A 25,111-nucleotide genomic window follows, 5' to 3' on the forward strand; every position below is an offset into this window, starting at 1 on the left:
TCAAAGCAGTCTGCCGGCGAGCCCCACTCGTCGATTTGGCGCCAGTAGATCGACAGGCGGTGCCGGCGCGCTGGCGAGGCGGAAATCCGGCGCGCTCTGGTCGCATCGTTGAAACGCTTGGCGCGGATATGGTTCGAATGTGCATATCCCGCGGCAGCGGTCTGGACAGGCGGAGGAGGTTGCGATGGCCACCGGGTGGGCAAACGAGGGCGCGGTACAAGAGCAGATCGACAGCACCGTCGAAGATGCCGTGCAGCGAGCGCGCAGTCGGCTGGGGCATGGTGAGAGCCTGAGCCACTGCGAAGAGTGCGCAGAGAAGATCCCCGAGGCTCGGCGTCAGGCCGTACCGGGCGTCCGGCTGTGCATCAAGTGCCAGGTCGAGCGGGACAAGGAAGACGCCAAGTTCAGCGGCTACAACCGACGTGGCAGCAAGGACAGCCAGCTGCGTTGATCAGTCGCGACGGATCGGCATCGAGAAGGTGAAGGTCGTGCCTGCCTCGGCACTGGAACTGACGTGCATGCTGCCGCCATGGGCCTGCGCCACCTGATCGACGATGAACAGCCCGAGCCCCAGCCCGTTGCGCGACGTGTCATCTTCTTGCGAGTAAGCGTGAAACAGCCGCTCGAGCCGCTCCGGCGGTATCGGCGTACCGCAGTTGTGCACCGTCAGTTCGAATCGGCTGTCGTGGGTCTGCGCGGTCACTATCACCGGTCCCGTGCTGGCGCCATGGTGCAGTGCATTGGTGATCAGGTTCGCCAGCAGCTGGGCAATGCGGTCCGGGTCGCAGTCAAACAGTTCCAGTTCGGGCAGACGTTCGAGCAGCACCCGGCGCGGGTGGGCGGTACGCAGCTCGTTGACCACCTGCAACAGCGTGAGGTGCAGGTTGGCTGCGGCCGTCCAGTTCAGTGGTATGCCGTTGCCCAGTTGCCCGCGTGCGAAATCCAGCAGGTCGTCGACCATCCGCGAAGCGCGCTGGCTGGACGCACGCACATGCTCGGCGAGCTGCTGCGTGCCCGGTTCGCTGGAGCGGCGTACCAACAGATCGCTGGCGGCCAGGATCGAAGCCAGGGGCGTGCGTAGATCGTGACCGAGCAGGGCGATGAACTGTTCGCGTTGGTGGCCGGTGGTGCGCTCGTTGGAAAGTGCCGCGCGCGTGGCCTGCTGCTGCTCCTCGGCATCGATCTGCAATGTCAGCAGGCGTGCAAAGGATTCGAACATCGCCCGTGTCGTCGGGCTGGAAAGATCGCACGGCAGGGGATCGAGCGCGCAGAGCGTGCCGAAGAAACTGCCGTCGACGCGCAGCACCGGCACCGAGATATAGCTTTCGAAGCCGTACATCCGTGGCGTGTGATGATCACAGTAGTCGGGATCGGCGCTGACCTGACTGATGATGATCGGCTGCTGCGAGGTGTGGATTTCGCTGCATAGCGTGGTAGTGACGTCGAGTTCGCCGCCAACCTTCAGGCCGAACTCGATGCGATCGAGCACGGCGCAGGCTGTCCAGGAGGTTTCGGTAACCCGGGCGACCGCAGCGAAACGCAAGCCGGTCGTTTCGCTGACGACTTGCAGGATGGCCGGGACGGCGCTGATGCGCTGGACGGTGAGCAGGTCGTCGAGGATGGATTGCACCATCTACAGGCTCTGAACAATGAAAAAAGGCCGGACACTCTAACATGTCCGACCTCTTGCGAAGGCTCCGTCAGCCCAGCGGAGCGGGTTGCACCGGGCTGGCCGCCAGGTGCTGGTTACGCATCAGTATGTAGTGCAGTACCCCACCGAACAGTGCACCCAGCAGCCAGGCGAAACCGGACAGGTTTTCCAGCCCAGGCATCCAGACCGAGGCCACCGAGAACACCGCGCTGACGCCGAAGGCAATCATCGCCTTACGGTTCCAGCCGGCATTGAAGTTGTAGATCCCGGTGCGCTCGGCGGAGAACAGCTGTTGCAGATCGAGGTGCTGACGGCGTACCAGGTAATAGTCGGCAACGATGATGCCGTAGAGCGGCGCCAGCACCGCACCGAGCGTATCGACGAAGGCGGCGATACCCACTTCGCTGATGAAGGCCACCCACAGCGCGCCGATGAAGAACGCGATGGCCGCGGTGATGAAGCCGCCGGTGCGCGCGCTGATCTTGGCAGGCGCCAGGTTGGCGATGTCATAGGCCGGCGGGATGAAGTTGGCGACCAGATTGATGCCGACCGTGGCCGCAAAGAAGGTGATGGCAGCGACTACCGTCAGGGTGACGTTGTCGATACGCGCAACGATGTCGGTGGGGTTGGTCAGTGTTTCCCCGAATACCACAACGGTTCCGGCGGTGATCACCAGCGCGATCAGCGAGAAGATCGCCAGGCTTACCGGCAGGCCGAGGAAATTGCCGATGCGCATCTGCCGTTCGCTCTTCACGAAACGGGCGAAGTCGCCGTAGTTGATCACCACCGCGGCGAAGTAGGCCACCATGGTGCCGACCACCGCCGCGAATGCGGCAATTGGCCCGCCGGCATGCTCACCGCTGCCGCTGAAGATGCTGCCCAGGGCGCCGAGCAGGCTTGGCCCCGCCTGATACCAGATGGCGATCATCAGCACGATCATCACCAGATACACCAGCGGGCCGGCCCAGTTGAGAAAGCGCGTCACCCAGTCGACGCCGCGGACGAACAGCGCCACCTGAAACACGCAGACGATCACATAGGCAACCCAGTCAATGGCAGTCAGACCGAGCAGGGTCGCCGCTTGTGGATCGCTGCCCATGAGTGCACGAATCAGCAGCGCCACCGCCGTCGAGGCGAAGTAGGTCTGCACGCCGTACCAGAAGATCGCGACGATGCCGCGTACCACGGCCGGGAAGTTCGCGCCGCGCACGCCCATGCTCGCCCGGGCCATCACCGGAAACGGGATACCGTATTTGACGCTGGGTTTCCCCGTGAGATGCACCAGGCCCATGACAATGAAGCCGGCGACGACGATGCCGGCCAGTACCGCCCAACCGTTGAGGCCATAACTGATGAACAGCGTGGCGGCCAGTGTGTAGCCGAACAGGCTCTGGATGTCGTTGGACCACACATTGAATATCTCGAACCAGCCCCATTTGCGCTCGGCAGGTGCGAGGGGCGCGAGGTCGGCGTTGTACAGGCTGGGATCGATCCGCTTGATCTTGTAGTCGTCGTGTTTCATTGGAGTGCGCTCTGAGCAAGACTGTGGATTTTTGTATGCAGTTCTTGTTCCGCGTACGACAGGGCTCGCGATATTCTGGCCGTGAGCCATGTTGGTCTCACCACCGAAGCCTGGAGTTTAGGCGGCTTGGTGCCTCATGCCTGGAATTTTGTATACATAATTGATCGGTAATTATGATCATTAAGTGCTGGCTGTTCAGCTTTCCTGATGCATCACTTGTATGCACTCAGGGATCCGGTGCACCGACAAGGTGCTCTGCGCGTCGGTCAGAATGACCAAGTGGAAGGACACAGCAGGTGCTGCGCTGTATCAGGTGCGTGGGGGGAGGGAATTCGACATATTGAGGTAACGAGGCTGCGAGAAATCTGGCCAGTCGTTCGGCCCCGCGGCGGCGACAAGCCCATCGGTAGCAACCCGGGCCGTGCGTGGCGGCCCAGGTTGTTGCGGTCTTGGCGACCGGGTACGGCTTACTGCTGCGTGATGATCGCCATGTTGTTGCTGCCGGTCTGGCTGACATTGGCGTAATCGGCGAAGCCCGCCTGGCTAACGTTGGCAAAGTTGTCCATGCCGCTCTGCAGAACGACGGCCTGGCTCGATTCACCGATCTGGTCGACCAGTGCGAGGTTGCCGTCGCCCTGCTGCACCAGGTCAACCGAGTTGCCCAGACCACCTTGAGCGATATCGGCCACGTTCATGTTGCCGACCTGGCTCACGTCGATGATGCCCTCTTGGCCGGTCTGGGTGATCAGCGCCTCGTTGCCTTCGCCGAACTGATCGACGATGGTGTCGTTGAACGCGTTGTCCTGGATCAGCACGACATCGTTGTTCATCCCGTCCTGCGTGATGTCGGCAGTGTTCGCAAAGCCAGCCTGTTCGACGATAGCGCTGTTGTTGACGTCGTACTGGCTAATGATCACCCGGCCTTCCACACCGGTCTGGATGACGTCCGCCTGGTGCAGTGCGCCCTGCTGCGTCACCTCGGCAAAGTTGTCCTGGCCCGTTTGGGTGGTGTTGGCAGCGTTCTGCTGCGATGCACCGGTCTGGTAAATGTACGAAGCCTGGCCGACACCTTCCTGATAGACGTCGGCGATCTGGTCAAAACCATTTTGTTCGATAACCGCTTCACTGCTGGCCGCAAAAGCCTGGGTAGCGGATACAGCGAGTACAGCAGCGAAAAGCGCGTTGATTTTGAACATCGATGTTTCTCCGTAGGATTCAGTCAGTCGCACAGCCGTGTCAGCTAGCGCGGTTACCCGACAACGCACACCCTCCCGAGAGCGGTACCAGCAATGCCTACCTTGAGCTTTGGCGCCGGTGGCCGCTTCGCATCCGTGCGTCCTTGAGCAGGGCGTCGCGCTTGGGGTACGCAGAAGGTAATGACCTGCCTCGTATTCCCAATCCGTCGAACGGTTGATTCATTCGTGAACCGACGAAGTGCACCGCGATGGTTCGTCGTGAGGAGATGCTCGAACGCCTTGTTTCCAAGGCGCTCGGATAGGCTGAATGCGCCCGCGAAGGCGCATGTCGTATGACTGTGCCGCAGGCATGGCTGCAGCACCGCGTCTACGAATCAGAACAGAAAGTAGCGCTGCGCCATCGGCAACACGTCGGCCGGCTCGCACCAGAGCAGCTGGCCGTCGGCGCGGACCTGATAGTTCTGCGGGTCGACCTGGATGTCCGGCGTGTAGTCGTTGTGGATCAGGTCTTTCTTCTGCACGGCGCGGCAGCCCTTCACCACACCGATCTTCTTCTTCAGCCCCAACTGTTCGGGCACGCCGGCCTCGAAGGCGGCCTGGCTGATGAAGGTGAAACTCGAGGCGTGCAGCGAGCCGCCGTAGCTGGCGAACATCGGCCGGTAGTGCACCGGTTGCGGTGTCGGGATCGAGGCGTTGGCGTCGCCCATCAGGCTCGCTGCGATGGCGCCGCCCTTGAGGATCAGCGTCGGCTTCACGCCAAAGAACGCCGGGCGCCAGAGCACCAGATCCGCCCACTTGCCGACTTCGATGGAGCCCACCTCGTGGCTGACGCCGTGGGTGATCGCCGGGTTGATGGTGTACTTGGCGATGTAGCGTTTGGCGCGGAAGTTGTCGTTGCCGGCGCCATCGCCGGGCAGGGCGCCGCGCTGCTTCTTCATCTTGTCGGCGGTCTGCCAGGTGCGCGTGATCACCTCACCGACGCGGCCCATGGCCTGGCTGTCGGAGCTGATCATCGAGAACGCGCCGAGGTCATGCAGGATGTCTTCGGCGGCAATCGTTTCGCGGCGGATACGGCTTTCGGCGAAGGCCACGTCCTCGGCAATGCTCGGGTCGAGGTGGTGGCAGACCATGAGCATGTCCAGGTGCTCGTCGATGGTGTTGCGGGTGAAGGGCCGGGTCGGATTGGTCGAGCTGGGCAGTACGTTGGGCAAACCGCAGGCCTTGATGATGTCCGGCGCATGGCCGCCACCGGCTCCCTCGGTGTGGTAGGTGTGGATGGTGCGGCCCTTGAAGGCGCCCAGCGTCGTCTCGACGAAGCCGGACTCGTTCAGCGTGTCGGTGTGGATAGCCACCTGCACGTCGTACTGGTCGGCCACGTTCAGGCAGTTGTCGATGGCGGCGGGCGTGGTGCCCCAGTCTTCGTGCAGCTTGAGGCCGATGGCGCCGGCCTTGACCTGCTCGATCAACGGCTCTGGCAGCGAGGCGTTGCCCTTGCCGGTGAAACCGATGTTCATCGGGAAGGCGTCGGCGGCCTTGAGCATCATCGCCATGTGCCAGGGGCCGGGTGTCACCGTGGTGGCGTTGGTGCCGGTAGCCGGTCCGGTGCCGCCGCCGATCATGGTGGTGACGCCGCTCATCAGGGCCTCTTCGATCTGCTGCGGGCAGATGAAGTGGATGTGCGAATCGATGCCGCCGGCAGTGAGGATCATGCCTTCGCCGGCGATGACTTCGGTTGCGGCACCGATGGCGATGGTCACGTCCGGCTGGATGTCCGGGTTGCCGGCTTTGCCGATGGCGGCGATGCGACCGTCTTTAAGCCCGACGTCGGCCTTGACGATGCCCCAGTGATCGAGGATCAGCGCGTTGGTGATCAGCGTGTCGACCACGTCTGCGGCACACAGCTGACCTTGGCCCATGCCGTCACGGATCACCTTGCCGCCGCCGAACTTCACCTCCTCGCCGTAGGTGGTGAAGTCTTTCTCGACCTCGATCCACAGCTCGGTGTCGGCTAGGCGCACCTTGTCGCCGACGGTGGGGCCGAACATGTCGGCGTAGGCTTGTCTGCTGATCTTCATCGGGGCTCCCTGTTCGGTCCCTGTATTGGCTCTGCCCTCACCCCAACCCTCTCCCGGAGGGAGAGGGGGCTGATCGGCGTTTGTCCATCCCGTCGCAGCGGGCTGCTTTTCTCCCTCTCCCCCTGGGAGAGGGCTGGAGTGAGGGGCTTCTAGAGCCCGCCCATCACCCGGCCGGCAAAGCCGAACACGCGCCTATCTCCAGCGAGGTCGACCAACTCGACGTCGCGGCTCTGTCCCGGTTCGAAGCGCACCGCGGTACCGGCGGGGATGTTCAGACGCATGCCGCGGGCAGCAGCGCGGTCGAAGGCCAGCGCATCGTTGGTTTCGAAGAAGTGGTAGTGCGAGCCGACCTGAATCGGCCGGTCACCGCTGTTGGCAACGCTGAGTTGCAGCGTGCGGCGGCCGGCGTTGAGCTCGATCTCGCCGTCCTTGATCTGGTATTCGCCGGGAATCATGGGTTGGACGTCCTGTTCAGGGTCAGTTGCATCATGGTCAGGTCCAGCCAGCGACCGAACTTGCAGCCGACCTGGCGCATCTGGCCGACGTGGATAAAGCCGAGCTGCTGGTGCATGTGCACCGAGGCGCGGTTCTCGCTTTCGATGAAGGCGACCATCACGTGCTTTTGCAGTTGCCGCGCGCGCTCGATCAGCGCCTTCATCAGGCTGCGGCCGATGCCGCTGCCGCGGTGGTCGGGGCTGACGTACACCGAGTTCTCCACGGTGTGGCGGAAGCCGTCGTGCGGACGCCAGGGGCCGAACGAGGCATAGCCGGCCACCTGGCCTAGCTCGTCAATGGCCACCAGCACCGGGTAATTCTGTTCGTGGCGCTCGGCCAGCCAGGCGCGGCGGTTGTCGAGGTCGACGGTGTGGTCGTTCCAGATCGCCGTGCTGTTCAGCACCGCGTCGTTATAGATATGCAGGATGCCTTCGAGGTCGGCATCCATGGCGTCACGTATCTGCACGTTGAGTTCCTTCAAAGCGGGTCTGGGGTCTTCGCAGTAGACATTGACCGACATTTCAGGCGATTGGTTGATGCACGGTGACCAGCTTGGTGCCGTCCGGGAACGTGGCTTCGACCTGAATTTCCGGAATCATTTCCGGCACGCCTTCCATGACCTGCTCACGGGTCAGCAGCGTGGTGCCGAAGTGCATGAGATCGGCGACCGTCCGGCCGTCGCGTGCGCCTTCGAGCAGCGCGGCGGAGATATAGGCCATGGCTTCCGGGTAATTGAGCTTCACCCCGCGCGCCAGGCGGCGTTCGGCCACCAGGCCGGCGGTGAAGATCAGTAGCTTGTCTTTCTCTCTTGGCGACAAATCCATAACAACTCCAGTCGTAGGGTGGATGTCGCTTTCACATCCACCGGCTCGTGGCGGCAAACCACGCAGCGTTTTATTCAGGGCAGCGTGCACATAGGCGCGCCCGCGTAGGGTGGGCAACGGCGCAAGCCTTGCCCACCGATTGTTCAAGTACTCCAGATTCGTGGCGGTACGGCCTCGCGCCCCAGCAGTGCCGGCCGCAACAGCCGCCACAGTGCGATCAGCCAGGCGCGGGCATGCAGCGCTTCGTCGGCCAGGCAGCGCGCCACCACCAGGCCGGGTAGCTGGGTCAGGTCGCCGCGCACGCGGCTGGGCAACTCGCGGCAGCGTTCCATCAGCTCGGCATCGATCTCGCCGCTGACGATCAGGGTCGCAAACACCGAACGCCCGTCGAGGCCGATCGGCGAATCCAGCAGGCCGTCAGCGCCGGCGATGCGCTGGCGTTCGTGCCAGATCAGCTGTTCGTCGCGGCGGATATCCAGGCGCGCCTGGAAATGCCCGGCGTCGAAGCGCTCGCCTGCGGCCGGTCGCCCCAGCGCGACCATATCCCAATAGAACAGCCGCGCATCGCCTTCCAACTCGATGCGGGTATTCAATTCGGCCTGCGCCGCGGAGTAAACAATCGTTTCCTGCGGCAGCCATTCCAGCGTGGCACCGGCTTCGACGCGCAGGTGCACGTCCTGAAATGCCGGGCCTGCCGCGCGATACCACTTGGCCGCGCCGGGGCTGGTCAGCTGCGCCCAGGCACCGGCTGCGACATGGGCACTGATATCCAGCCGATCACCGCCGGCGATGCCGCCCGGCGGATGCACGATGATGTGCTGACAGACTTGCGGCCCTTCGGGGTAAAGGTGTTTCTGCACCCGTAGCGGCCCGCTGTGGCGACGCAGCACGGGACGCGTTGTTTGCCCGAACGCGGCGTAGCGGAGGCTAAGCTCCGCTTCCCAGCATGGGGAGAACGACGAATTCGCTGCAGTCATGATCGGCACGCGTTGGATGATGTTGGTTGGACTTCAGCAATAGTCGTGCCTCCTGCGCCATTGCGGTGCAGAAGAGTCGTCGGGCCTTCGGGTATCAACGATGTGATCCGCAGGCTGACCTGTGCTTGGTGCGCAGCGACGTGCACCAGGTTGGCGCGCCACATCGCAGTGGTGGATGTTTTGCCCAGTTATGGTGCGCCGGGTCGCTTCGATGCCCGACCGCCCGTCGCACCATTCCTTCTGCTACTCAATGCTGTGGGCGACCGGCCGTAACCCTGCATAACGTAGGTTCTCGCGGAGTTGTTGCATGTCCTTTATTCCCACCCGTATCGCCTCGCGAATGACGCTTGGTGTTCTCGTTCTGCTGCTGTTCACGGCACTGGCCATTTTCGCGGTCATGACATTGGGCGGTAAACCACGGCTCGTCGCCACGGGAACGGCCGCAGCCGAGCAGTCGGTCAGTGCCCTGGCCCGGCAGCTGACCGTGCAACTCAGCCGTATCGAAGGGACCACCGCGGCCATAGCGCACCTGGCTGAGACAATGCCCAATGAAGCGTCGCTGGCGATGTCGGTGTTGCCGAACCTCATTGACGGCAAAGGTGATGAGGCGATTGCAGGCGGCGGTTTGTGGCCGGAGCCCAATGCGTTTACCCCCGGTGTCGAGCGGCGCAGTTTTTTCTGGGCACGTAACGACCGCGGTGGGCTGGACTATTCGAATGAATACAACGCGCTACAGACACCGGCCTACCACGCCGAGTCGTGGTACAGCGATGCTCGCTCGGCAACGTCCGGACGCTGTGTTTGGTCTGACGGTTATCTGGACACGGTCAGCGGCGTGGCAATGACCACCTGCAGCGTCCCTTACAAGCGCGGGGGTTCTTTTGCCGGTGTTGCCACCCTCGACCTCAAGCTGGATGGCCTGGCCAGTTTCCTCGAAGCAAATGGTGGCGTGACTGGAGGCTATGCCTTCGCACTCGATCAGGCCGGCAACCTGCTGTTCTTTCCTGGTGTAAAGGCAAGCGGCGGCCTGCCGACAATCGGCGATCGCGTGCGTGAGCAGCCTTGGCTAAGGCCCATTGCCGACGCCATTGCCGCCCGCGGTGCCGGGGATATCACGCTGTATCTCGAGCACGACGGCCTGGTGAATGGCCCGGCCTACGTGACGCTGGAAACCATGGAGGGCACGGGTTGGCGCGTTGGCCTGGTCACCCCTGAGGCGAACGTTACCGGCCTTGCTGACGAGCTGACCACGCAGATGCTGCTGCTCCTGCTTCCATTGCTGGCCGTGCTGCTGGGCGTCGCCTGGTTGGCAGGCAGGCGCCTGCTGGCGCAGCTTGACGAAACTACCGGCCAGATCGAGCGGCTCGGGCAGGGCGGTGGACGCGATGATGCGCAGCTCGAGGTACGTCGCGCTGATGAGCTCGGTGCGCTCCGGGCCGCGGTCAACCGCTACGCGGGCTCGCTGCGCGAAATGCTGCGGCGCATTGGCGACGAGTCGGCGAGCCTCGAACGGCAGGCCGATGATCTGGCGCGGCTGTCGATCGGCCTGGCTGATCGAGCTGAGGCGCAGCGACAGGACAACACCTTGCTGGCAACTGCTATCACTGAAATGTCCGCCAGCGCGGCGGAGGTTGCGCATAACACTACCGATTGCTCGGATACGGCCCGTCATTCGCTGGCGACCGCTGAGCAGGGGCAGGGGCAGGTGCAGCGCAACAGCGAAGTGATCGGGGGGCTGGCTGGCGAAATCAACCAGGCCGCCTCGGCGATCACTCAGTTGGGCTCGGACATCGAGCGGGTCGGTAGCGTACTGGACGTCATCAAATCCATCTCCGAACAGACCAACCTGCTGGCCCTCAATGCGGCCATCGAAGCGGCGCGAGCGGGCGAGCAGGGCCGCGGTTTTGCAGTGGTCGCCGACGAGGTGCGGACCCTGGCGGGCCGAACCCAGAGTTCTGCCAACGAAATCCAGCAGATGATCACCCAGCTGCGCCAGGCGTCCGCTCAAGCGGTATCGACCATGCAGGCCGGCGCCCAGCGTACGCACGAGGCCGTGCAGCAAGCCGATAGCGTCGCAGGCACGCTGGGCAATACAGTGACCAGCTTCGACGATATTGTTCAACGGGCGCAGCAGATTGCCGTGGCTGCGCAGCAGCAAAGCCATGTAACCCAGGAAATCAACGAGCTGGCCGTACGCATCCACACCGCCAGCGAGGAGGGCGCGCGTGACGCTGCCACGCTGCGCGAGCTTGGCCAGGGCATGCAGGCAATTTCGCAACGATTGGCTGGTATGAGTCGCTGATCAGGTACGGTCCGCGGCATATGCGCCGCTTGGGTCAGTGCTCCGCACGCAGCAGCCCCGCCTTGTGCGGGGCTTTTTATGGCTGCAGCGAGGCTGCGCTCAGAACGGCCGTGTTAAATCGCTACCAATCCCCGCACACCTTCGGCTTCCATGGTCTCGCCGCGGCCCTGCTGGACGATTTCGCCGCGGCTCATCACCAGATATTGATCAGCCAGCTCGGCGGCGAAGTCGTAGAACTGTTCGACCAAAAGGATCGCCATGTCACCACGGGCAGCGAGCTTCTTGATCACCATGCCGATCTCCTTGATCACCGAGGGCTGGATGCCTTCGGTGGGCTCGTCGAGGATCAGCAGGCGCGGCTTGCTGGCGAGGGCGCGGCCGATGGCCAATTGTTGCTGCTGGCCACCGGAGAGGTCGCCGCCGCGGCGGTGCTTCATTTCCTTGAGCACCGGAAACAGCTCGTAGATAAACTCGGGCACTTCCTTGGCTTCTTTGGCGCTGAAGCGGGATAAGCCCATCAGCAGGTTTTCCTCGACGGTGAGGCGGCCGAATATCTCCCGCCCCTGCGGCACATAGGCGATGCCGGCATGCACGCGTTGGTGCGGTTTGAAGCCGGTGATCGGCTTGCCTTCCCAGCTCACCGCGCCTTCCTTGGCCGGAATCAGGCCCATCAGGCACTTGAGCAGGGTGGTCTTGCCGACGCCGTTGCGCCCGAGCAGGCAGGTCACTTCGCCGACCTTCGCCTCGAACGACAGCCCGCGCAGGATATGGCTGCCGCCGTAGTATTGATGCAGTTGCTGGACTTGCAGCATGTGCGACTCCTTCACTTTGGTGGATAAGCCGCTGGCGTTATCCACCCTACGATTAGGTTTGCGTTGATGCGGGCATGGGCGTTCGGCGGGCGTAGGGTGGATGACGCTTTACCCATCCACCGTGGACTGCCACAGGCGGAAAAAACGCGTTATCGACCCTCCTGATCAATCACCGTCCCAGATACACCTCGATCACCCGCTCATCCGCCTGCACCTGTTGCAGCGAACCCTCGGCCAGCACCTGGCCCTGATGCAACACGGTGACGTGATCAGCGATGGTTTCGACGAAGCCCATGTCGTGCTCGACCACCATCAGCGAGTGCTTACGTGCTAGCGACTTGAACAGCTCGGCGGTGAATTCGGTTTCGGCGTCGGTCATGCCCGCCACCGGCTCGTCGAGCAGCAACAGCTGGGGCGATTGCATCAAGAGCATGCCGATCTCGAGGAACTGCTTCTGCCCATGCGACAGCAACCCGGCCGGGCGATGGCGCGACTGGTTGAGGCGGATAGTCTCGAGTACTTCGTCGATGCGGTCCTTCTGCTCGCCGGAGAGTTTGGCTCGCAAACTCGCCCACACCGACTTGTCGGTTTTCTGCGCCAGCTCGAGGTTCTCGAACACGCTGAGCGCCTCGAACACTGTAGGTTTCTGGAACTTGCGGCCGATGCCGGCCTGGGCGATGTCCACCTCGCTCATGCGGGTCAGGTCCAGAGTTTCGCCGAACCAGGCGCTGCCGCTGACCGGGCGCGTCTTGCCGGTGATGACATCCATCATGGTGGTCTTGCCGGCGCCGTTGGGGCCGATGATGCAGCGCAGTTCGCCGACGCCGATGTACAGGCTGAGGTCCGTCAGCGCCTTGAAGCCGTCGAAGCTGACGCTGATGTCTTCCAGGCTGAGGATGGTGCCGTGGCGCACGTCCAGGCCTTTCTCGGCCACTCGGCCAAGGCCGATGGCATCGCGGGTCAGGCCGCCGCCGGTGGGGTCGAAGCCGTCGATGACGGCGCTGCCGTCGATGACGGCGCTGCAAGGTACGGTTTTCATCCTTCGCCCCTCCGCTTGATAAGGCCGATGACGCCCTTGGGCAGGTACAGGGTGACCACGATGAACAGCGCGCCGAGGGCGAACAGCCAGTATTCGGGGAAGGCCACGGTGAACCAGCTCTTCATGCCGTTGACGATGCCGGCGCCGAGCAGCGGGCCGATCAGCGTGCCGCGCCCACCGAGGGCGACCCAGACGGCCGCCTCGATGGATTGCGTCGGCGCCATTTCGCTGGGGTTGATGATGCCGACCTGCGGCACATAGAGCGCCCCGGCCAAGCCGCAGAGCACAGCGGACAGGGTCCAGATGAACAGCTTGTAGCCGCGCGGATCGTAGCCGCAGAACATCAGCCGGTTTTCCGCATCACGCAGCGCCGTCAGCACCCGGCCGAACTTGCTGCGCGCCAGGCGCCAGCCGAGATACAGGCTGCCGACAAGCAGGACCACTGTGGCGAAAAACAGCGTGGCGCGGGTCGCCGGGGCCGAAATCGAAAAGCCGAGAATGGTCTTGAAGTCGGTGAAGCCGTTGTTGCCACCGAAACCGGTCTCGTTGCGGAAGAACAACAGCATCCCGGCGAAGGTCAGCGCCTGGGTCATGATCGAGAAGTACACGCCCTTGATCCGCGAGCGAAAGGCGAAGAAACCGAACACGAAGGCCAGTACGCCCGGAACCAGCACCACCAGGCACATCGCCCAGAGGAAACTCGAGGTGCCGTACCAGTACCAGGGCAGCTCGTTCCAGGCGAGAAAGCTCATGAACGCCGGCAGACCCTCGCCGGCGCTCTGGCGCATCAGGTACATGCCCATGGCGTAGCCGCCGAGAGCGAAGAACAGCCCGTGGCCGAGGGACAGCAGCCCCGCGTAACCCCATACCAGATCCAGCGCCAAGGCGACGATGGCGTAGCAGAGAATCTTGCCGACCAATGTGAGCGTGTAGGCCGAGACGTGGAAGGCATTGTCCGCGGGCAGCAGGTGCAGCAGCGGCATGGCCAGCAGGACGACAAGTACGATGACGAGCGCGACGGCGGTGACTTTCGGACCGGCTTTCTGCGCGGCCGTGAGCGTGAGTGGCTGGTTCATGGCCGAGCCTCATTGATCTGGAGCGAGCTTGCTCGCGAAAGGGGGCGTGACACTGCGGCGACATTTGTGGCCAGGGCCGCTCCCGCGGGAGCTGTAAGGACGAGGATGGCGTTCAATCGATCACCCTCCCTTTCAGCGCGAACAACCCTTGTGGCCGCTTCTGGATGAACAGAATGATCAGCGCGAGGATGAGGATCTTGCCCAGTACTGCACCGATCTGCGGTTCGAGAATCTTGTTGGCGATGCCGAGGCCGAAGGCGGCGAAGATACTACCGGCCAGCTGACCGACGCCGCCGAGCACGACCACCAGAAAGGAGTCGATGATGTAGCTCTGGCCGAGGTCCGGGCCGACGTTGCCGATCTGGCTCAGCGCCACACCGCCAAGCCCGGCGATGCCTGAGCCGAGGCCGAACGCCATCATGTCGATGCGCCCGGTCGGCACGCCGCAGCAGGCAGCCATGTTGCGGTTCTGCGTCACGGCGCGCACGTTGAGCCCCAGGCGGGTCTTGTTCAGCAGCAGCCAGGTCAAGAGCACCACGAACAGTGCGAAGCCGATGATCACCATGCGGTTGTAGGGCAGCACCAGGTTCGGCAACACCTGCAACCCACCAGACAGCCAGGCCGGGTTGGCGACCTCGACGTTCTGCGCACCGAACAGCACACGCACCAGTTGGATCAGGATCAGGCTGATACCCCAGGTTGCCAGCAGGGTTTCCAGCGGGCGGCCGTAGAGGTGGCGAATCACGGTGCGTTCCAGTGCCATGCCGATCACAGCGGTGACGAAGAACGACACCGGCAGCGCCACCAATGGATAGAACGCCAGGGCCTCGGGCGCGAGACGCGCCATCAGCACCTGCACCATGTAGGTCGAATAGGCGCCGAGCATCAGCATTTCGCCGTGGGCCATGTTGATTACGCCGAGCAGGCCGAAGGTGATAGCCAGTCCCAGCGCGGCGAGCAGCAGGATCGAACCCAGCGACAGGCCGCTGAAGGCCTGACCGAGCAGTTCGCCGATCAGCAGCTTGCGTTTGACCTGGACCAGGCTGGTCTCCGCCGCCTTGCGCACGGCGCCATCAGTCTCGGCTTCATCGGTCAGCAGGTTTTCCAGCCGGACGCGCGCCAGTGGCGCGCCGGTTTCGCCAAGCAGGCGCACCGCGGCCAGACGCACGGCCGGGTCTTCGGCGCTCAGTTGCAGGTTCGCCAGGGTGAGTGTCAGGGCTTCGCGTACAGCCGGATCTTCCTCGGCTTCCAGCCGCTGTTCGAGCAGGGGCAGCTGTTCCGGCTTCCCGCTTCGCTGCAGTCGCTTGGCGGCGCTCAGGCGCTGGGAAGGGTCTTCGGCAAACAACTGGTGGGTGGCCAGCGCTGTGTTGAGCAGGCCGCGCAGGCGGTTGTTCAACCGTAATTTCTTCGGCGTGCCGACGGGCTCGGCGTCGCCTTCGAGGGCACGGTAGGCGCCGCTTTCTTCGATAAAGGGCGTCTTTTTATCGTCGATCGCGATGCGGTTGGCGCGTAGGGCTTCGATCAGTTCAAGCCGCTCAGGGGCTGGCGCGTTGGCCCAGTCTTCCAGCAGCTTGGCCTGTTTGGCCGGGCTCGCCTTGGCGTAGTCGGCCGCGTCTCCGGCGTGGGCTGCGCAGGGCAGGGCTAGCAGGAGCAGCAGGAAAATGCGGTACAGGGCAGTGTTCATATTTACGTTCCCTAGGGACCCGCCTGCTCTCTTGGTGGAGCTTGCGATGGTCAACGGACAGATGAAACGGCGTCATCCATCCGTCGTTACAGCGCCGAAAGGTGAGCCGGGCGTAGGGTGGGCTTCAGCCCACCGAGGGAAGATGGTGGGCTGAAGCGGAACCACCCTACGGATCCAGGGCCATACGGCGGTGCTCGGCAGGTGGATGACGCTTCATTCATCCACCACAACGGCGGTGGTCAGTTCGACTTCACCGCGTAATCCGGCTTCTTGTCGTTGCCTGGGATGTACGGGCTCCACGGCTGGGCGCGGACCGGGCTTTCGGTTTCCCAGACCACGGAGAACTGACCGTCGTCCTGGACTTCGCCGATCATCACCGGCTTGTGCAGGTGGTGGTTCTTCTCGTCCATGGTCAGGGTGTAGCCGCTTGGGGCCTTGAAGGTCTGGCCTGCCAGCGCATCGCGGACTTTGCCGACATCGGTGGTGCCGGCTTTCTCGACCGCCTGCGCCCACATGTGGATGCCGACGTAGGTGGCTTCCATCGGGTCGTTGGTTACCGCCTTGTCGGCGCCCGGCAGGTTCTTGGTCTTGGCATAGGCTTTCCACTTGCTGACGAACGCTTCGTTGACCGGGTTTTCCACGGACTGGAAGTAGTTCCAGGCGGCCAGGTGACCGACCAGCGGCTTGGTGTCGATGCCGCGCAGTTCTTCCTCGCCGACCGAGAAGGCCACGACCGGTACGTCGGTGGCTTCCAGGCCCTGGTTGGCCAGTTCCTTGTAGAACGGCACGTTGGAGTCGCCGTTGATGGTCGACACAACGGCTGTCTTGCCGCCAGCGGAGAATTTCTTGATGTTGGCGACGATGGTCTGGTAATCGCTGTGACCGAAGGGGGTGTAGACCTCTTCGATGCTCGATTCCGGCACGCCCTTGCTGATCAGGAAGGCGCGCAGGATCTTGTTGGTGGTGCGCGGGTAGACGTAGTCGGTGCCCAGCAGGAAGAAGCGTTCGGCGCTGCCGCCGTCTTCGCTCATCAGGTACTCGACAGCCGGGATGGCCTGCTGGTTTGGCGCGGCGCCGGTGTAGAAGACGTTGGGCGACAGTTCTTCGCCTTCGTACTGCACGGGGTAGAACAATAGGCCGTCGAGTTCTTCATAGACCGGCAGTACGGATTTGCGCGAAACGGATGTCCAGCAGCCGAAGGTCACGGCGACCTTATCCTGGGTCAGCAGCTGACGGCCCTTTTCCGCGAACAGTGGCCAATTGGACGCAGGGTCGACCACCACCGGCTCGAGCTGCTTGCCGAGCACGCCGCCCTTTGCGTTGATCTCGTCGATGGTCATCAGCGCCATGTCTTTCAGCGATGTTTCCGAAATGGCCATGGTGCCGGACAGCGAATGCAGGATGCCGACCTTGATGGTCTCGGCAGCCTGCAGGGTGAACGGGAACAGACCGCTGAGCATCAGGGCACTGGCGGCGAGGGTGGACTTCAGTAGGGGACGGCGTTTCATTGTGGGCGGCTCCTTGGCTGTCCATGCGCAACTGTGGGGTTGGTCCATCGGGACTGGGAGTGCTATCGCAGCATCCGTGCCAGTTTCGTTGGAGCCCTCTGCCTTCGGGGTTTGCTGGCATTGCGCCCTGTGCGCTTTAACGGGGCGCTGCGTTGACGTGGTGCGAAAACGGGGCGGCCAAAACACCATGGGGCAGCGCAATGCACGTTTGTGGTGCGAAACGCGCGCTGGGGATTGGCTGTGGCTGAGTGATGTGCCAAGGCGGGCGCGCTTGCGAGCATCACCGCCTCGCCCTAGCATGGCCGGCCTGTTCTGGGAGCCTTCATGCCGCGCACTTCTCGTCCCCGCCCACCGCGCGCCGTCGCGGGGCGCACACCACCCCGCCGAGTCGCCAAAGCGCCGCCGGCCGAGCCGCGCTTACTGGTGCTGAACAAGCCGTTCGACGTGCTCACGCAATTCAACGATGCCGATGGCCGCGCCACGCTGAAGGACTTCGTCCAGGTGCCGGGCGTCTACCCGGCGGGGCGACTCGATCGTGACAGCGAGGGCTTGTTGCTCTTGACCAACGACGGCCAGCTGCAGGCGCGCATCGCCGATCCGAAGCACAAGCTGCCTAAGACGTATTGGGTGCAGGTGGAAGGGGAGGTGACTGCCGAGCAGCTGCAGCGGTTGCGTGCAGGCGTTGAACTCAACGATGGCATGACCCTGCCTGCCGAAGCCCGGCAGCTCGACGAGCCTGAGTTGTGGCCGCGCACCCCGCCTGTGCGCTTTCGCAAAAGCGTGCCGACCAGTTGGCTGGAGCTGGTGATTCGCGAAGGGCGCAACCGCCAGGTGCGGCGCATGACCGCGGCGGTCGGGTTGCCGACGCTGCGGCTGGTGCGCGTGCGGATCGGGCCGTGGACACTGGACGGTCTGCAGCCCGGGGAATGGCGGGAAGTGCCGGCGCAAATGTGATGCCGGCCGTGGTATCGGCTTAGTGCGGGATGCCCTGGGTCACTTCGATGACGTAGCCGATGATCGGCTTGGCGAGGAAGGCGAACAGGCATAGGCCAAGGCCGAGAAAAAGAATAGCGGTACCGAGACGTCCGGCTTTCGACTTCTTGGCCAGGTCCCAGATGATGAACGCCATGAAGGCCATCAGCCCGCCGACCAGGATGATCATCATCCACTTTTCGAAAACTTCTGGATCCACAGGGCTCTCCTGACTGACATCTACGAAGGCGCCCGTGGCAGGCCGGGCGCGAAAGCGGCGCAGTATACGCCGCCAATAAACGGCGCGTGTGCCACGGCTGGTTGGACGGCAGTGCTCAGAAAGCGTTCGGATCGACCAGGCCGGGCAATGCTGCGGCGAAATGTCACGCCTGTGCTCAGTAGCCCGCCTTGATTACGTCGATGCCCTTGTTCAGTACGGCGCGCCACGCCTGCAGGTCCTGCTGTTGCAGTTCCCCGTCATGCTGGCTGATGGTTTTCAGCAGCGCCGCGATCCACAGGTCATAGAGTTCCGGACGGATGTCCAGATGCTCGCGTGAATGGCTCTTGCCCAACGCGCGGAGTTTGGTATCCGGCATGCCCCGAGCGAACAGCACCAGATTGAGGATCCCGGCGCGCAGCAGCTGCTTCTGTGCCGTCATGTCGGTGCGCACGAATTTTTCCTTTATCACCGGTGAGCTGGCGAGGAAGGAGGCGTAGAAGTCATCGAAGAATTCGGGGCTTGCGCAGCAGCGACCGTAGCTCTGCATGACGCGGTTGGTGTCTTTCATGGGTGTTCCCTTGCACGAGGGCATTTACAGCGAAGCCCGCGGGTAGCAGGCGGTTAGGCTGTCCGCCCTGGCCGGGATCGTCCGTGTGCAGGGCGGTGCAGAAGGGGGCGGATTATAAGCAGTAACCCTGCTAACTGTGCGGGTGAAAGCTGTGAGCGGTGTCTCAGCTGCGCAAATGCTCCAACGGCAGCTCAGTGCTCGACGACACCTGGCGCAACACGAAGCTGGAACGCACGCTGGAGACGCCTTCGATACGGGTCAGGGTGCCGAGTAGGAACTGCTGGTAATGCTCCATGTCGGGCACCACCACCTTCAGTTGATAGTCGGCATCCATGCCGGTGACCAGGCTGCATTCGAGCACTTCCGGGCATTTTCCGATCACCCCCTCGAAGTGCTCGAAACGCTCTGGTGTATGGCGATCCATGCCGATCAGCACGTAGGCGGTGAGGGTCAGGCCGAGCTTCTTGCGGTCGAGCAGGGCGACCTGGCGGGCAATGTAGCCATCGTCCTCGAGCTGTTTGACCCGTCGCGAACAGGGCGAGGGCGACAGGCCGATGCGCTCGGCCAGGTCCTGGTTGGAGATGCGGGCATCGTGCTGCAATTCGGCAAGGATTCGCAGGTCGTAGCGGTCGAGTTTGCTCATCTTGCGACTCTTAAGGGTAATGATTGCGCTTGATGATGGATTAATGGCTTGCTGTTGCGCAAGTGATGGTCATTTAAGCAATCTTCGCAATCCCCTGTCGGACGCGGCGGCGTAAGCTTTATCTCAACTTCAGCCCCCGGCAGAAACGGACACGGCACATGATCCCCGCCGTGACCACCGAAGACCTTACCAAGGTCGACGGTCCGGGCCTCCGGCGCTCACGAGGCGCCGCGCGAAGAAGCCGTTACCATCGGCCCGACGAATCGAAGAGACCACGCCCAGGCGTGGTCTTTTTCGTTTTGGGTGTCGTGGTGGTTTGGGTGTCGAGCCAAAGCCGGTTGTCGAGTTGGCTGATGGCTTGGTTTCGCCCTGCTGGGCGAGTCACTTTTTCCAGGCGCCCGGATGGCCGGCCCCTCAAAAGTAACCAAAAACGCTTTGCTCCTGCATCCGGCCCTGCGCTTCGCTCCGGGTTCGTTACTCGCTTCGCTCGCCCTTCGGGCCAGCCTGCGGCTGTTACTCCGCGACGGCTCCGTTCACCCTCCTGAAGGGGCGTTGGGTGTCGCCTGATAGGACGAAGAACCTAAGCAGACTTACAGGGCGGCAATCCGTGCTGGAAAACCAACTTTGGCGAGGCCGGACCTACTAAACCCTACAAGCGATACAGGTAGGGCTCTATCGCCCTGACGCTGACGCCAAACACCAGTCGAAGTGCTCACCGCTTCGGCGGCGCCACCTCCAACGGATCGGCATGCACCAGCACCTCTGCATTCGGATAGCGGTCATGAATCGCGTTCTCTACCGCCACGCACAGATCATGCGCCTGGGAGAGCGGCAACTCACCTGGCAGCTCCAGATGCATCTGGACGAACCAGCGGGTGCCGGAAATGCGCGTGCGGAAGTCATGACAACCGTGCACACCGGGCACCTCGCAGACCAGTTGCTGCATCTGCTCGCTGATTTCCGGCGACAGCTCGGTATCCATCAGCACCGCACCGGCCTCGCGGACGATGGTGATGGCGCTCCAGAAGATATAGAAGGCGATGCCGATACCGAACAGCGCATCGGTGCGCTCCCAGCCAAACCCGGCAAGTATCAGCGCGACGAGAATGCTGCTGTTGAGCAGCAGGTCGGAACGGTAGTGCAGCGAGTCGGCACGGATGGCCGTGGAGCCGGTGAGCTTGACCACATGGTGCTGGTAACTCAGCAGGATGGCGGTCATCAGAAGTGAAAAGATCATCACCACGATGCCCACGTCCTGCGCACCCAGCGGTTGCGGATGCAGCAGGCGGTCGACGCCTTGCACACCGACCAGAATCGCACTGACGCAGATGAATGCGGCCTGGCCGAGTCCGGCCAGCGCTTCGGCCTTGCCGTGGCCATAGCGATGGTCGTCGTCGGCCGGGCGCAATGAGTAGTGCACCGCCAGCAGGTTGAGCAGCGAGGCAGCGCCGTCCAGTAGCGAGTCGGTGAGGCCGGCGAGCAGACTCACCGAACCGCTCAGCCACCACGCCACCGCCTTGCTCAGCGCCAGCACGATGGCCGTCGCCAACGCTGCGGCAGTGGCCCGGCGCATGAGCCGGGCGTGGTCGCGGTTGATGCTCATCGTTGACCGCTATCCTCGCGAGTCATCAGGCTGCGGGACGCAGACCGAAGGCGGCCAGCTGCTCCATGCTGCCGTTGTGCTGGATCAGACGTGGGTCGTCCAGCGGCAGGCTGCGGCCGGTCTCCGCCTCGATGATGGCTTTCAGGCGCGCCTGATCGATCTGGCCGTCTGCACCGATGGCTTCCTGCAGTTTTTCCGGAGCCATGGAGTACTGGTTGTCGGGCAGATAGATCGCGCCGGTGGCGAAGTCGATACCGAAGGCGATCAGCCCGGGAATGACGTAGAACAGCAGGCCGACGGCGTTGAGCACGGCGACGGCCGGGTCGATGCGGCCTTCGATCTGCCCGCGGCGATCCGGGTAGAACAGCGTGCCGCACGCGGTCAGCTGGGTGAACAGGGAAACGGCCAACACGCCGCCGATGATTCGGTTACGAGTACGCATAAGGACCTCCTGGAAAAGTGGCGCAACTATACAAGGGCTGGATGATGTTTTCTCGACATCAGACCGCCCGAGCCGCGCCACTGTTCGCAAAAACTCGCCGGTCCGCTTTCAATGCGGTCGCCTCGATATAATCGTCCGCCGCAATCGGAGCCGACATGATCAGCCTACCTATCGATGAAGCCCTGCCGGCGTTGCGCCAGGCCCTGCAGCAGCGCGACGAAGCCGTGCTCGAAGCGCCACCCGGTGCCGGCAAGACCACCCGCGTACCGCTGGCTCTGCTCGGCGAAGCCTGGCTGGCTGGGCAGACCATCATCATGCTCGAGCCGCGCCGCCTGGCAGCCCGGGCAGCGGCGGAACGGTTGGCCAGTGAACTCGGCGAGCGGGTCGGTGAAACCGTCGGTTACCGTATCCGCCTGGATAGCAAGGTCGGCCCGAACACCCGCATCGAGGTGGTCACCGAAGGCATCCTTGCACGACGCCTGCAGGACGATCCGGCGCTCGAAGGCGTTGGCCTGGTGATCTTCGACGAATTCCACGAACGCAGCCTGGATGCCGACCTGGCGTTGGCGCTGACGCTCAATGCGCGGCAGCTGCTGCGCGACGAGCCGCTGAAACTGCTGCTGATGTCGGCGACGCTGGAGGGTCAGCGCCTCTCGGCACTGCTCGACGATGCGCCGGTGGTGCGCAGCGAGGGGCGCATGCACCCGGTCGCGCAGCGCTGGGGACGGGCGCTCCCTCCCGGCGAGCGCGTCGAGCCGCGCGTGGTGCAAACGGTGCTGCAGGCGCTGGAGGACGAGCCGGGCAGCGTACTGGTGTTCCTGCCGGGGCAGGGCGAGATCCGCCGGGTCAACGAAGCGCTTGCCGATCAGTTGTCAGGACGCAGCGACATCCTGCTCTGCCCATTGCATGGCGAGCTGGAACTGGCGCAACAGCGCGCTGCCATCGAGCCGGCCCCGGCCGGGAAACGCAAGGTGGTGCTGGCGACCAATATCGCCGAAACCAGCCTGACCATCGAAGGCGTGCGCGTGGTGGTGGATGCAGGGCTGGCGCGGGTGCCGCGCTTCGATCCCGGGACCGGCATGACGCGTCTGGAGACCCGGCGCATTTCCCGCGCCTCGGCCACGCAGCGCGCCGGTCGCGCTGGACGTTTGGAGCCGGGTGTCTGCTATCGGTTGTGGTCCGAGGAGCAGCACGCGCAGCTGGCTGCCTATGGAGAGGCGGAGATTCTTCAGGCCGACCTGGCTGGCCTCGCCCTGCAACTGGCACGCTGGGGCGTCGAGCCGGACGAGCTGGCCTGGCTCGACCGCCCGCCGGCAGCGGCCTATGCCCAGTCCCAGTTGCTGCTCGAACGTCTCGGTGCACTGCTGTGCAACGAGCGTGGCGGCTGGCAGTTGACTAGCCACGGCCAGGCCATGGCGCAGCTGCCGGCACATCCGCGTTTGGCACATATGCTGTTGCGCGGGCAGGCCATGGGGATGGCTGCGCTGGCGGCCGACGTGGCGGCGTTGCTGGTCGAGCGTGACATTCAATCCGGCGGGCAGCGCGGCGGCGGTGCCGATCTCGCGCTGCGCCTGCATCAGCTGCAGGATGGCCGCGGCGCAGGCGTACAGCGGGTGCGTCAGTTGGCTCGGCAATTCCGCGGCCTGCTGCGTGGTGCATCAGCGACGCGCTCTGTCGAGCTCGACGAGCAGCACGCCGTTGCTGCGCTGCTGGCCTTCGCCTATCCGGACCGGGTCGCCCGGCAGCGTCGTGAAGGCGGTGGTGGCTACCGTCTGGCCAACGGGCGGGCGGCGCTGTTCGGCGAGGCGGACGCCTTGATGAAGGAGTCCTGGCTGGTAATCGCCGAGCTGGGCAGCCACCAGGGCCAGCGCGAGGAGCGAATCTATCGCGCTGTCGCGCTGGACCCAGCGCTGTTCGATGGCCCGCTGGCCGAGCAGGTTGCCTTGCGTGACGAGTTGGAATGGGACGAGCGTGAGGGTGTGCTGCGCGCCGAGCGGCAACGGCGGGTTGGCGAGCTGGTGCTGAGCAGCGAGCCGCTGCCTTCACTGGATCAAGAGGCTCGCGGCCGCGCACTGCTCGGTCTGGTGCGGCGCAAGGGGCTGGAGCTGTTGCCCTGGACGCCGGAGCTGCGTCAATGGCAGGCGCGCATCGGGCTACTGCGTCAGCTCGATCTGACGCTCGGCAACGGCAGCGAATGGCCAGACGTCAGCGATGCCTCACTGTTGGAACGTCTGGAAGACTGGTTGCTGCCCTATCTGGGCAAGGTCACGCGGCTGGCGCACTTCGCGCAGCTCGACCTTGCCGGAATGCTCGCCACACTGCTGCCCTGGCCGTTGCCGCAGCGGCTGGAGGAGCAGGCACCGGTCGCCGTCACGGTGCCGTCGGGCTCACGCATTCGGCTGGACTACAGCGAGCAGCCACCGGTGCTGGCGGTGCGCTTGCAGGAGCTGTTCGGTCTGGCGGATACGCCACGCATCGCCGGTGGCCGGCAGGTCGTCAAGTTGCACCTGCTTTCGCCGGCGCGCCGTCCGGTGCAGGTCACCCAGGACCTTGCGAGTTTCTGGGCCAACACCTACATCGACGTGAAAAAGGACTTGAAGGGTCGCTACCCCAAGCACTACTGGCCGGACAACCCGCTGATTGCCGAGCCCACGGCACGCGCCAAGCCACGCGGGCAGTAGCTCAGTCCGATGGCAGGCTGATGTCCTCGCCCGCTGCGCGCAGTGCTTCGTAGGCTTCGTCCAGGGCGGCTACGACGGCCTCGGCATCGCGGGCATGTCGCGAAACAATGAAGTGGATCGGTATCTGAGTCAGGCGCAGGTAGGGCAGCTCCTCCATTTGCAGCCGCTGGCGGGCCTGCTCCACCGGGATCTGATAATCCAGCAGGTAGTCACCGCGCTCGCGTCGCAGCATTTCCAGGGCAGAAAGATGATTGCTGGTGCGCAGCAGGCGCAGGCCGAGTTCGGGATCGTCGAGCAGTGCATTGACGTTCGGCCAGTAGCTGTAGCCACCGATCAGAATCAGCGACTTGCCTGCGAGGTCTTGCGGAATTCGTGGCGCCGGTGTGCCGGTACGGTGATACAGGTTCAGATTGATCTGACTGAGGGTATGCCGGCCTTCCAATGTATGTGCCGCCAGTTCCGGCTTGCCCTGGGCGCCAGGCCAGAGATCGATGCTACCGTTTTCCAGCGCCGCATAGAGTCGCGCCCCTGGGAGCCCTCGGAAATGCACGTCATAGCCGGCCTGGCGGGCAACGCGCCGCGTCAATTCGGCCAAGTCGCCGCGCGCGGTGCCCTGGGCATCGGTATAGATGGCAGGGGCGAATTCGTAATAACCGACATTGAGAATTCGCTGCGGCGCGGCCTCGGCCATGGCCTCGGCAGGTGCGCCCAGAAGTGTGGCCAGAGCCAGATAGAGAAGTGCTTTCAACGGATCGTTCGCTGCCTTGCGCTGTTCCAGCAAGGATGCGCAGGCAATGCCGGCTTGTCCATGTGCCATAGTG

23 protein-coding genes are annotated in these 25,111 nt (G+C 63.7%); 4 read left to right on the forward strand and 19 right to left on the reverse strand.

Features of this window, described 5'->3' with window-relative positions; genetic code table 11:
- Positions 1–184 precede the first annotated feature (184 nt).
- Complete coding sequence (locus SM130_RS02660; RefSeq protein WP_102824288.1) at positions 185–451, forward strand: DksA/TraR family C4-type zinc finger protein; 267 nt, start codon at positions 185–187, stop codon at positions 449–451.
- Here the strand turns inward: SM130_RS02660 and SM130_RS02665 are convergent, their stop codons facing one another.
- The 8 genes from SM130_RS02665 to SM130_RS02700 all read right to left on the reverse strand — a co-directional run bounded on the left by SM130_RS02665 (position 452) and on the right by SM130_RS02700 (position 8,740).
- The gene (locus SM130_RS02665; RefSeq protein WP_102824289.1) at positions 452–1,633 is read right to left on the reverse strand and encodes a GAF domain-containing sensor histidine kinase; all 1,182 of its coding nucleotides are present in this window, start codon (positions 1,631–1,633) and stop codon (positions 452–454) included.
- A 67-nt stretch (positions 1,634–1,700) separates the two neighbouring features.
- Positions 1,701–3,173 carry an NCS1 family nucleobase:cation symporter-1 gene (locus SM130_RS02670; RefSeq protein ID WP_102824290.1) on the reverse strand — a complete coding sequence of 491 codons (1,473 nt, stop codon included), beginning with the start codon at positions 3,171–3,173 and terminating at the stop codon, positions 1,701–1,703.
- Positions 3,174–3,640: 467 nt separating this feature from the next.
- Complete coding sequence (locus SM130_RS02675; RefSeq protein ID WP_102824291.1) at positions 3,641–4,369, reverse strand: hypothetical protein; 729 nt, start codon at positions 4,367–4,369, stop codon at positions 3,641–3,643.
- Positions 4,370–4,743: 374 nt separating this feature from the next.
- Entirely contained in the window at positions 4,744–6,444 is a 1,701-nt protein-coding gene (ureC, locus tag SM130_RS02680) for an urease subunit alpha (RefSeq protein ID WP_102824292.1), read from the reverse strand.
- Positions 6,445–6,593: 149 nt separating this feature from the next.
- Entirely contained in the window at positions 6,594–6,899 is a 306-nt protein-coding gene (locus SM130_RS02685; protein ID WP_102824293.1) for an urease subunit beta, read from the reverse strand.
- Positions 6,896–7,459 carry a GNAT family N-acetyltransferase gene (locus tag SM130_RS02690; RefSeq protein WP_146029728.1) on the reverse strand — a complete coding sequence of 188 codons (564 nt, stop codon included), beginning with the start codon at positions 7,457–7,459 and terminating at the stop codon, positions 6,896–6,898. The genes SM130_RS02685 and SM130_RS02690 overlap by 4 nt, the downstream gene beginning before the upstream one ends.
- A 1-nt stretch (position 7,460) precedes the next feature.
- Positions 7,461–7,763 carry an urease subunit gamma gene (locus SM130_RS02695; protein ID WP_102824294.1) on the reverse strand — a complete coding sequence of 101 codons (303 nt, stop codon included), beginning with the start codon at positions 7,761–7,763 and terminating at the stop codon, positions 7,461–7,463.
- Positions 7,764–7,906: 143 nt separating this feature from the next.
- A complete protein-coding gene (locus SM130_RS02700; protein ID WP_102824295.1) occupies positions 7,907–8,740 on the reverse strand; it encodes an urease accessory protein UreD in 834 nt (277 codons plus the stop codon).
- Positions 8,741–9,047: 307 nt separating this feature from the next.
- On the opposite strand from SM130_RS02700, the gene SM130_RS02705 reads away from it, so the two are divergent.
- Entirely contained in the window at positions 9,048–11,042 is a 1,995-nt protein-coding gene (locus tag SM130_RS02705) for a methyl-accepting chemotaxis protein (protein WP_102824296.1), read from the forward strand.
- A gap of 113 nt (positions 11,043–11,155) precedes the next feature.
- Here SM130_RS02705 and urtE read toward each other — a convergent pair whose 3' ends face one another.
- The 5 genes from urtE to urtA form a co-directional block, all read right to left on the reverse strand.
- Positions 11,156–11,854 (reverse strand): urea ABC transporter ATP-binding subunit UrtE, encoded by a 699-nt coding sequence (gene urtE, locus SM130_RS02710; protein ID WP_102824297.1) that lies wholly within the window; start codon positions 11,852–11,854, stop codon positions 11,156–11,158.
- 169 nt (positions 11,855–12,023) lie between these two features.
- A complete protein-coding gene (urtD, locus tag SM130_RS02715; protein ID WP_102824298.1) occupies positions 12,024–12,893 on the reverse strand; it encodes an urea ABC transporter ATP-binding protein UrtD in 870 nt (289 codons plus the stop codon).
- Positions 12,890–13,969: an urea ABC transporter permease subunit UrtC gene (gene urtC / locus SM130_RS02720; protein ID WP_102824299.1), complete on the reverse strand. Its 1,080-nt coding sequence runs from the start codon at positions 13,967–13,969 to the stop codon at positions 12,890–12,892. The genes urtD and urtC overlap by 4 nt, the downstream gene beginning before the upstream one ends.
- A 112-nt stretch (positions 13,970–14,081) precedes the next feature.
- A complete protein-coding gene (urtB, locus tag SM130_RS02725; protein ID WP_102824300.1) occupies positions 14,082–15,653 on the reverse strand; it encodes an urea ABC transporter permease subunit UrtB in 1,572 nt (523 codons plus the stop codon).
- A gap of 239 nt (positions 15,654–15,892) precedes the next feature.
- Positions 15,893–17,161 (reverse strand): urea ABC transporter substrate-binding protein, encoded by a 1,269-nt coding sequence (gene urtA / locus SM130_RS02730; protein WP_102824301.1) that lies wholly within the window; start codon positions 17,159–17,161, stop codon positions 15,893–15,895.
- A gap of 324 nt (positions 17,162–17,485) precedes the next feature.
- On the opposite strand from urtA, the gene SM130_RS02735 reads away from it, so the two are divergent.
- Positions 17,486–18,115 carry a pseudouridine synthase gene (locus SM130_RS02735; RefSeq protein ID WP_102824302.1) on the forward strand — a complete coding sequence of 210 codons (630 nt, stop codon included), beginning with the start codon at positions 17,486–17,488 and terminating at the stop codon, positions 18,113–18,115.
- Between the two features lie 19 nt (positions 18,116–18,134).
- On the opposite strand, the gene SM130_RS02740 is transcribed toward SM130_RS02735, so the two are convergent.
- The 5 genes from SM130_RS02740 to SM130_RS02760 form a co-directional block, all read right to left on the reverse strand.
- Positions 18,135–18,353: a DUF2788 domain-containing protein gene (locus SM130_RS02740; RefSeq protein WP_102824303.1), complete on the reverse strand. Its 219-nt coding sequence runs from the start codon at positions 18,351–18,353 to the stop codon at positions 18,135–18,137.
- 175 nt (positions 18,354–18,528) lie between these two features.
- The gene (locus tag SM130_RS02745) at positions 18,529–18,921 is read right to left on the reverse strand and encodes a globin (RefSeq protein WP_102824304.1); all 393 of its coding nucleotides are present in this window, start codon (positions 18,919–18,921) and stop codon (positions 18,529–18,531) included.
- A 163-nt stretch (positions 18,922–19,084) separates the two neighbouring features.
- Positions 19,085–19,564 carry an Lrp/AsnC family transcriptional regulator gene (locus SM130_RS02750; RefSeq protein ID WP_058065057.1) on the reverse strand — a complete coding sequence of 160 codons (480 nt, stop codon included), beginning with the start codon at positions 19,562–19,564 and terminating at the stop codon, positions 19,085–19,087.
- A gap of 712 nt (positions 19,565–20,276) precedes the next feature.
- Entirely contained in the window at positions 20,277–21,167 is an 891-nt protein-coding gene (locus tag SM130_RS02755; RefSeq protein ID WP_102824305.1) for a cation diffusion facilitator family transporter, read from the reverse strand.
- 25 nt (positions 21,168–21,192) lie between these two features.
- Positions 21,193–21,609, reverse strand: coding sequence for a polyribonucleotide nucleotidyltransferase (locus SM130_RS02760; RefSeq protein ID WP_102824306.1), 417 nt, complete (start codon positions 21,607–21,609; stop codon positions 21,193–21,195).
- A gap of 155 nt (positions 21,610–21,764) precedes the next feature.
- On the opposite strand from SM130_RS02760, the gene hrpB reads away from it, so the two are divergent.
- Complete coding sequence (gene hrpB, locus SM130_RS02765; protein WP_102824307.1) at positions 21,765–24,290, forward strand: ATP-dependent helicase HrpB; 2,526 nt, start codon at positions 21,765–21,767, stop codon at positions 24,288–24,290.
- A gap of 1 nt (position 24,291) precedes the next feature.
- Here hrpB and SM130_RS02770 read toward each other — a convergent pair whose 3' ends face one another.
- Positions 24,292–25,107, reverse strand: a complete 816-nt coding sequence (locus SM130_RS02770; RefSeq protein ID WP_102824308.1) for a substrate-binding periplasmic protein — start codon at positions 25,105–25,107, stop codon at positions 24,292–24,294.
- Positions 25,108–25,111: the final 4 nt, after the last annotated feature.

It is taken from the genome of Stutzerimonas stutzeri (assembly GCF_038561965.1).
Taxonomy (GTDB): Bacteria; Pseudomonadota; Gammaproteobacteria; order Pseudomonadales; family Pseudomonadaceae; genus Stutzerimonas; species Stutzerimonas stutzeri_AA.

Excerpts from the sequence above, each read along its gene's own strand:
- SM130_RS02690 (WP_146029728.1), bottom strand. The coding sequence starts at position 7,459 with ATGTCGGTCAATGTCTACTGCGAAGACCCCAGACCCGCTTTGAAGGAA.
- SM130_RS02735 (WP_102824302.1), top strand. The coding sequence starts at position 17,486 with ATGCCGCGCACTTCTCGTCCCCGCCCACCGCGCGCCGTCGCGGGGCGC.
- SM130_RS02750 (WP_058065057.1), bottom strand. The coding sequence starts at position 19,564 with ATGAGCAAACTCGACCGCTACGACCTGCGAATCCTTGCCGAATTGCAG.
- SM130_RS02660 (WP_102824288.1), top strand. The coding sequence starts at position 185 with ATGGCCACCGGGTGGGCAAACGAGGGCGCGGTACAAGAGCAGATCGAC.
- SM130_RS02755 (WP_102824305.1), bottom strand. The coding sequence starts at position 21,167 with ATGAGCATCAACCGCGACCACGCCCGGCTCATGCGCCGGGCCACTGCC.
- SM130_RS02705 (WP_102824296.1), top strand. The coding sequence starts at position 9,048 with ATGTCCTTTATTCCCACCCGTATCGCCTCGCGAATGACGCTTGGTGTT.
- urtA (WP_102824301.1), bottom strand. The coding sequence starts at position 17,161 with ATGAAACGCCGTCCCCTACTGAAGTCCACCCTCGCCGCCAGTGCCCTG.
- urtB (WP_102824300.1), bottom strand. The coding sequence starts at position 15,653 with ATGAACACTGCCCTGTACCGCATTTTCCTGCTGCTCCTGCTAGCCCTG.
- SM130_RS02745 (WP_102824304.1), bottom strand. The coding sequence starts at position 18,921 with ATGAAAGACACCAACCGCGTCATGCAGAGCTACGGTCGCTGCTGCGCA.
- SM130_RS02760 (WP_102824306.1), bottom strand. The coding sequence starts at position 21,609 with ATGCGTACTCGTAACCGAATCATCGGCGGCGTGTTGGCCGTTTCCCTG.
- SM130_RS02700 (WP_102824295.1), bottom strand. The coding sequence starts at position 8,740 with ATGACTGCAGCGAATTCGTCGTTCTCCCCATGCTGGGAAGCGGAGCTT.
- SM130_RS02695 (WP_102824294.1), bottom strand. The coding sequence starts at position 7,763 with ATGGATTTGTCGCCAAGAGAGAAAGACAAGCTACTGATCTTCACCGCC.
- urtC (WP_102824299.1), bottom strand. The coding sequence starts at position 13,969 with ATGAACCAGCCACTCACGCTCACGGCCGCGCAGAAAGCCGGTCCGAAA.
- SM130_RS02670 (WP_102824290.1), bottom strand. The coding sequence starts at position 3,173 with ATGAAACACGACGACTACAAGATCAAGCGGATCGATCCCAGCCTGTAC.
- urtD (WP_102824298.1), bottom strand. The coding sequence starts at position 12,893 with ATGAAAACCGTACCTTGCAGCGCCGTCATCGACGGCAGCGCCGTCATC.
- SM130_RS02685 (WP_102824293.1), bottom strand. The coding sequence starts at position 6,899 with ATGATTCCCGGCGAATACCAGATCAAGGACGGCGAGATCGAGCTCAAC.
- SM130_RS02675 (WP_102824291.1), bottom strand. The coding sequence starts at position 4,369 with ATGTTCAAAATCAACGCGCTTTTCGCTGCTGTACTCGCTGTATCCGCT.
- SM130_RS02665 (WP_102824289.1), bottom strand. The coding sequence starts at position 1,633 with ATGGTGCAATCCATCCTCGACGACCTGCTCACCGTCCAGCGCATCAGC.
- urtE (WP_102824297.1), bottom strand. The coding sequence starts at position 11,854 with ATGCTGCAAGTCCAGCAACTGCATCAATACTACGGCGGCAGCCATATC.
- SM130_RS02770 (WP_102824308.1), bottom strand. The coding sequence starts at position 25,107 with ATGGCACATGGACAAGCCGGCATTGCCTGCGCATCCTTGCTGGAACAG.
- hrpB (WP_102824307.1), top strand. The coding sequence starts at position 21,765 with ATGATCAGCCTACCTATCGATGAAGCCCTGCCGGCGTTGCGCCAGGCC.
- ureC (WP_102824292.1), bottom strand. The coding sequence starts at position 6,444 with ATGAAGATCAGCAGACAAGCCTACGCCGACATGTTCGGCCCCACCGTC.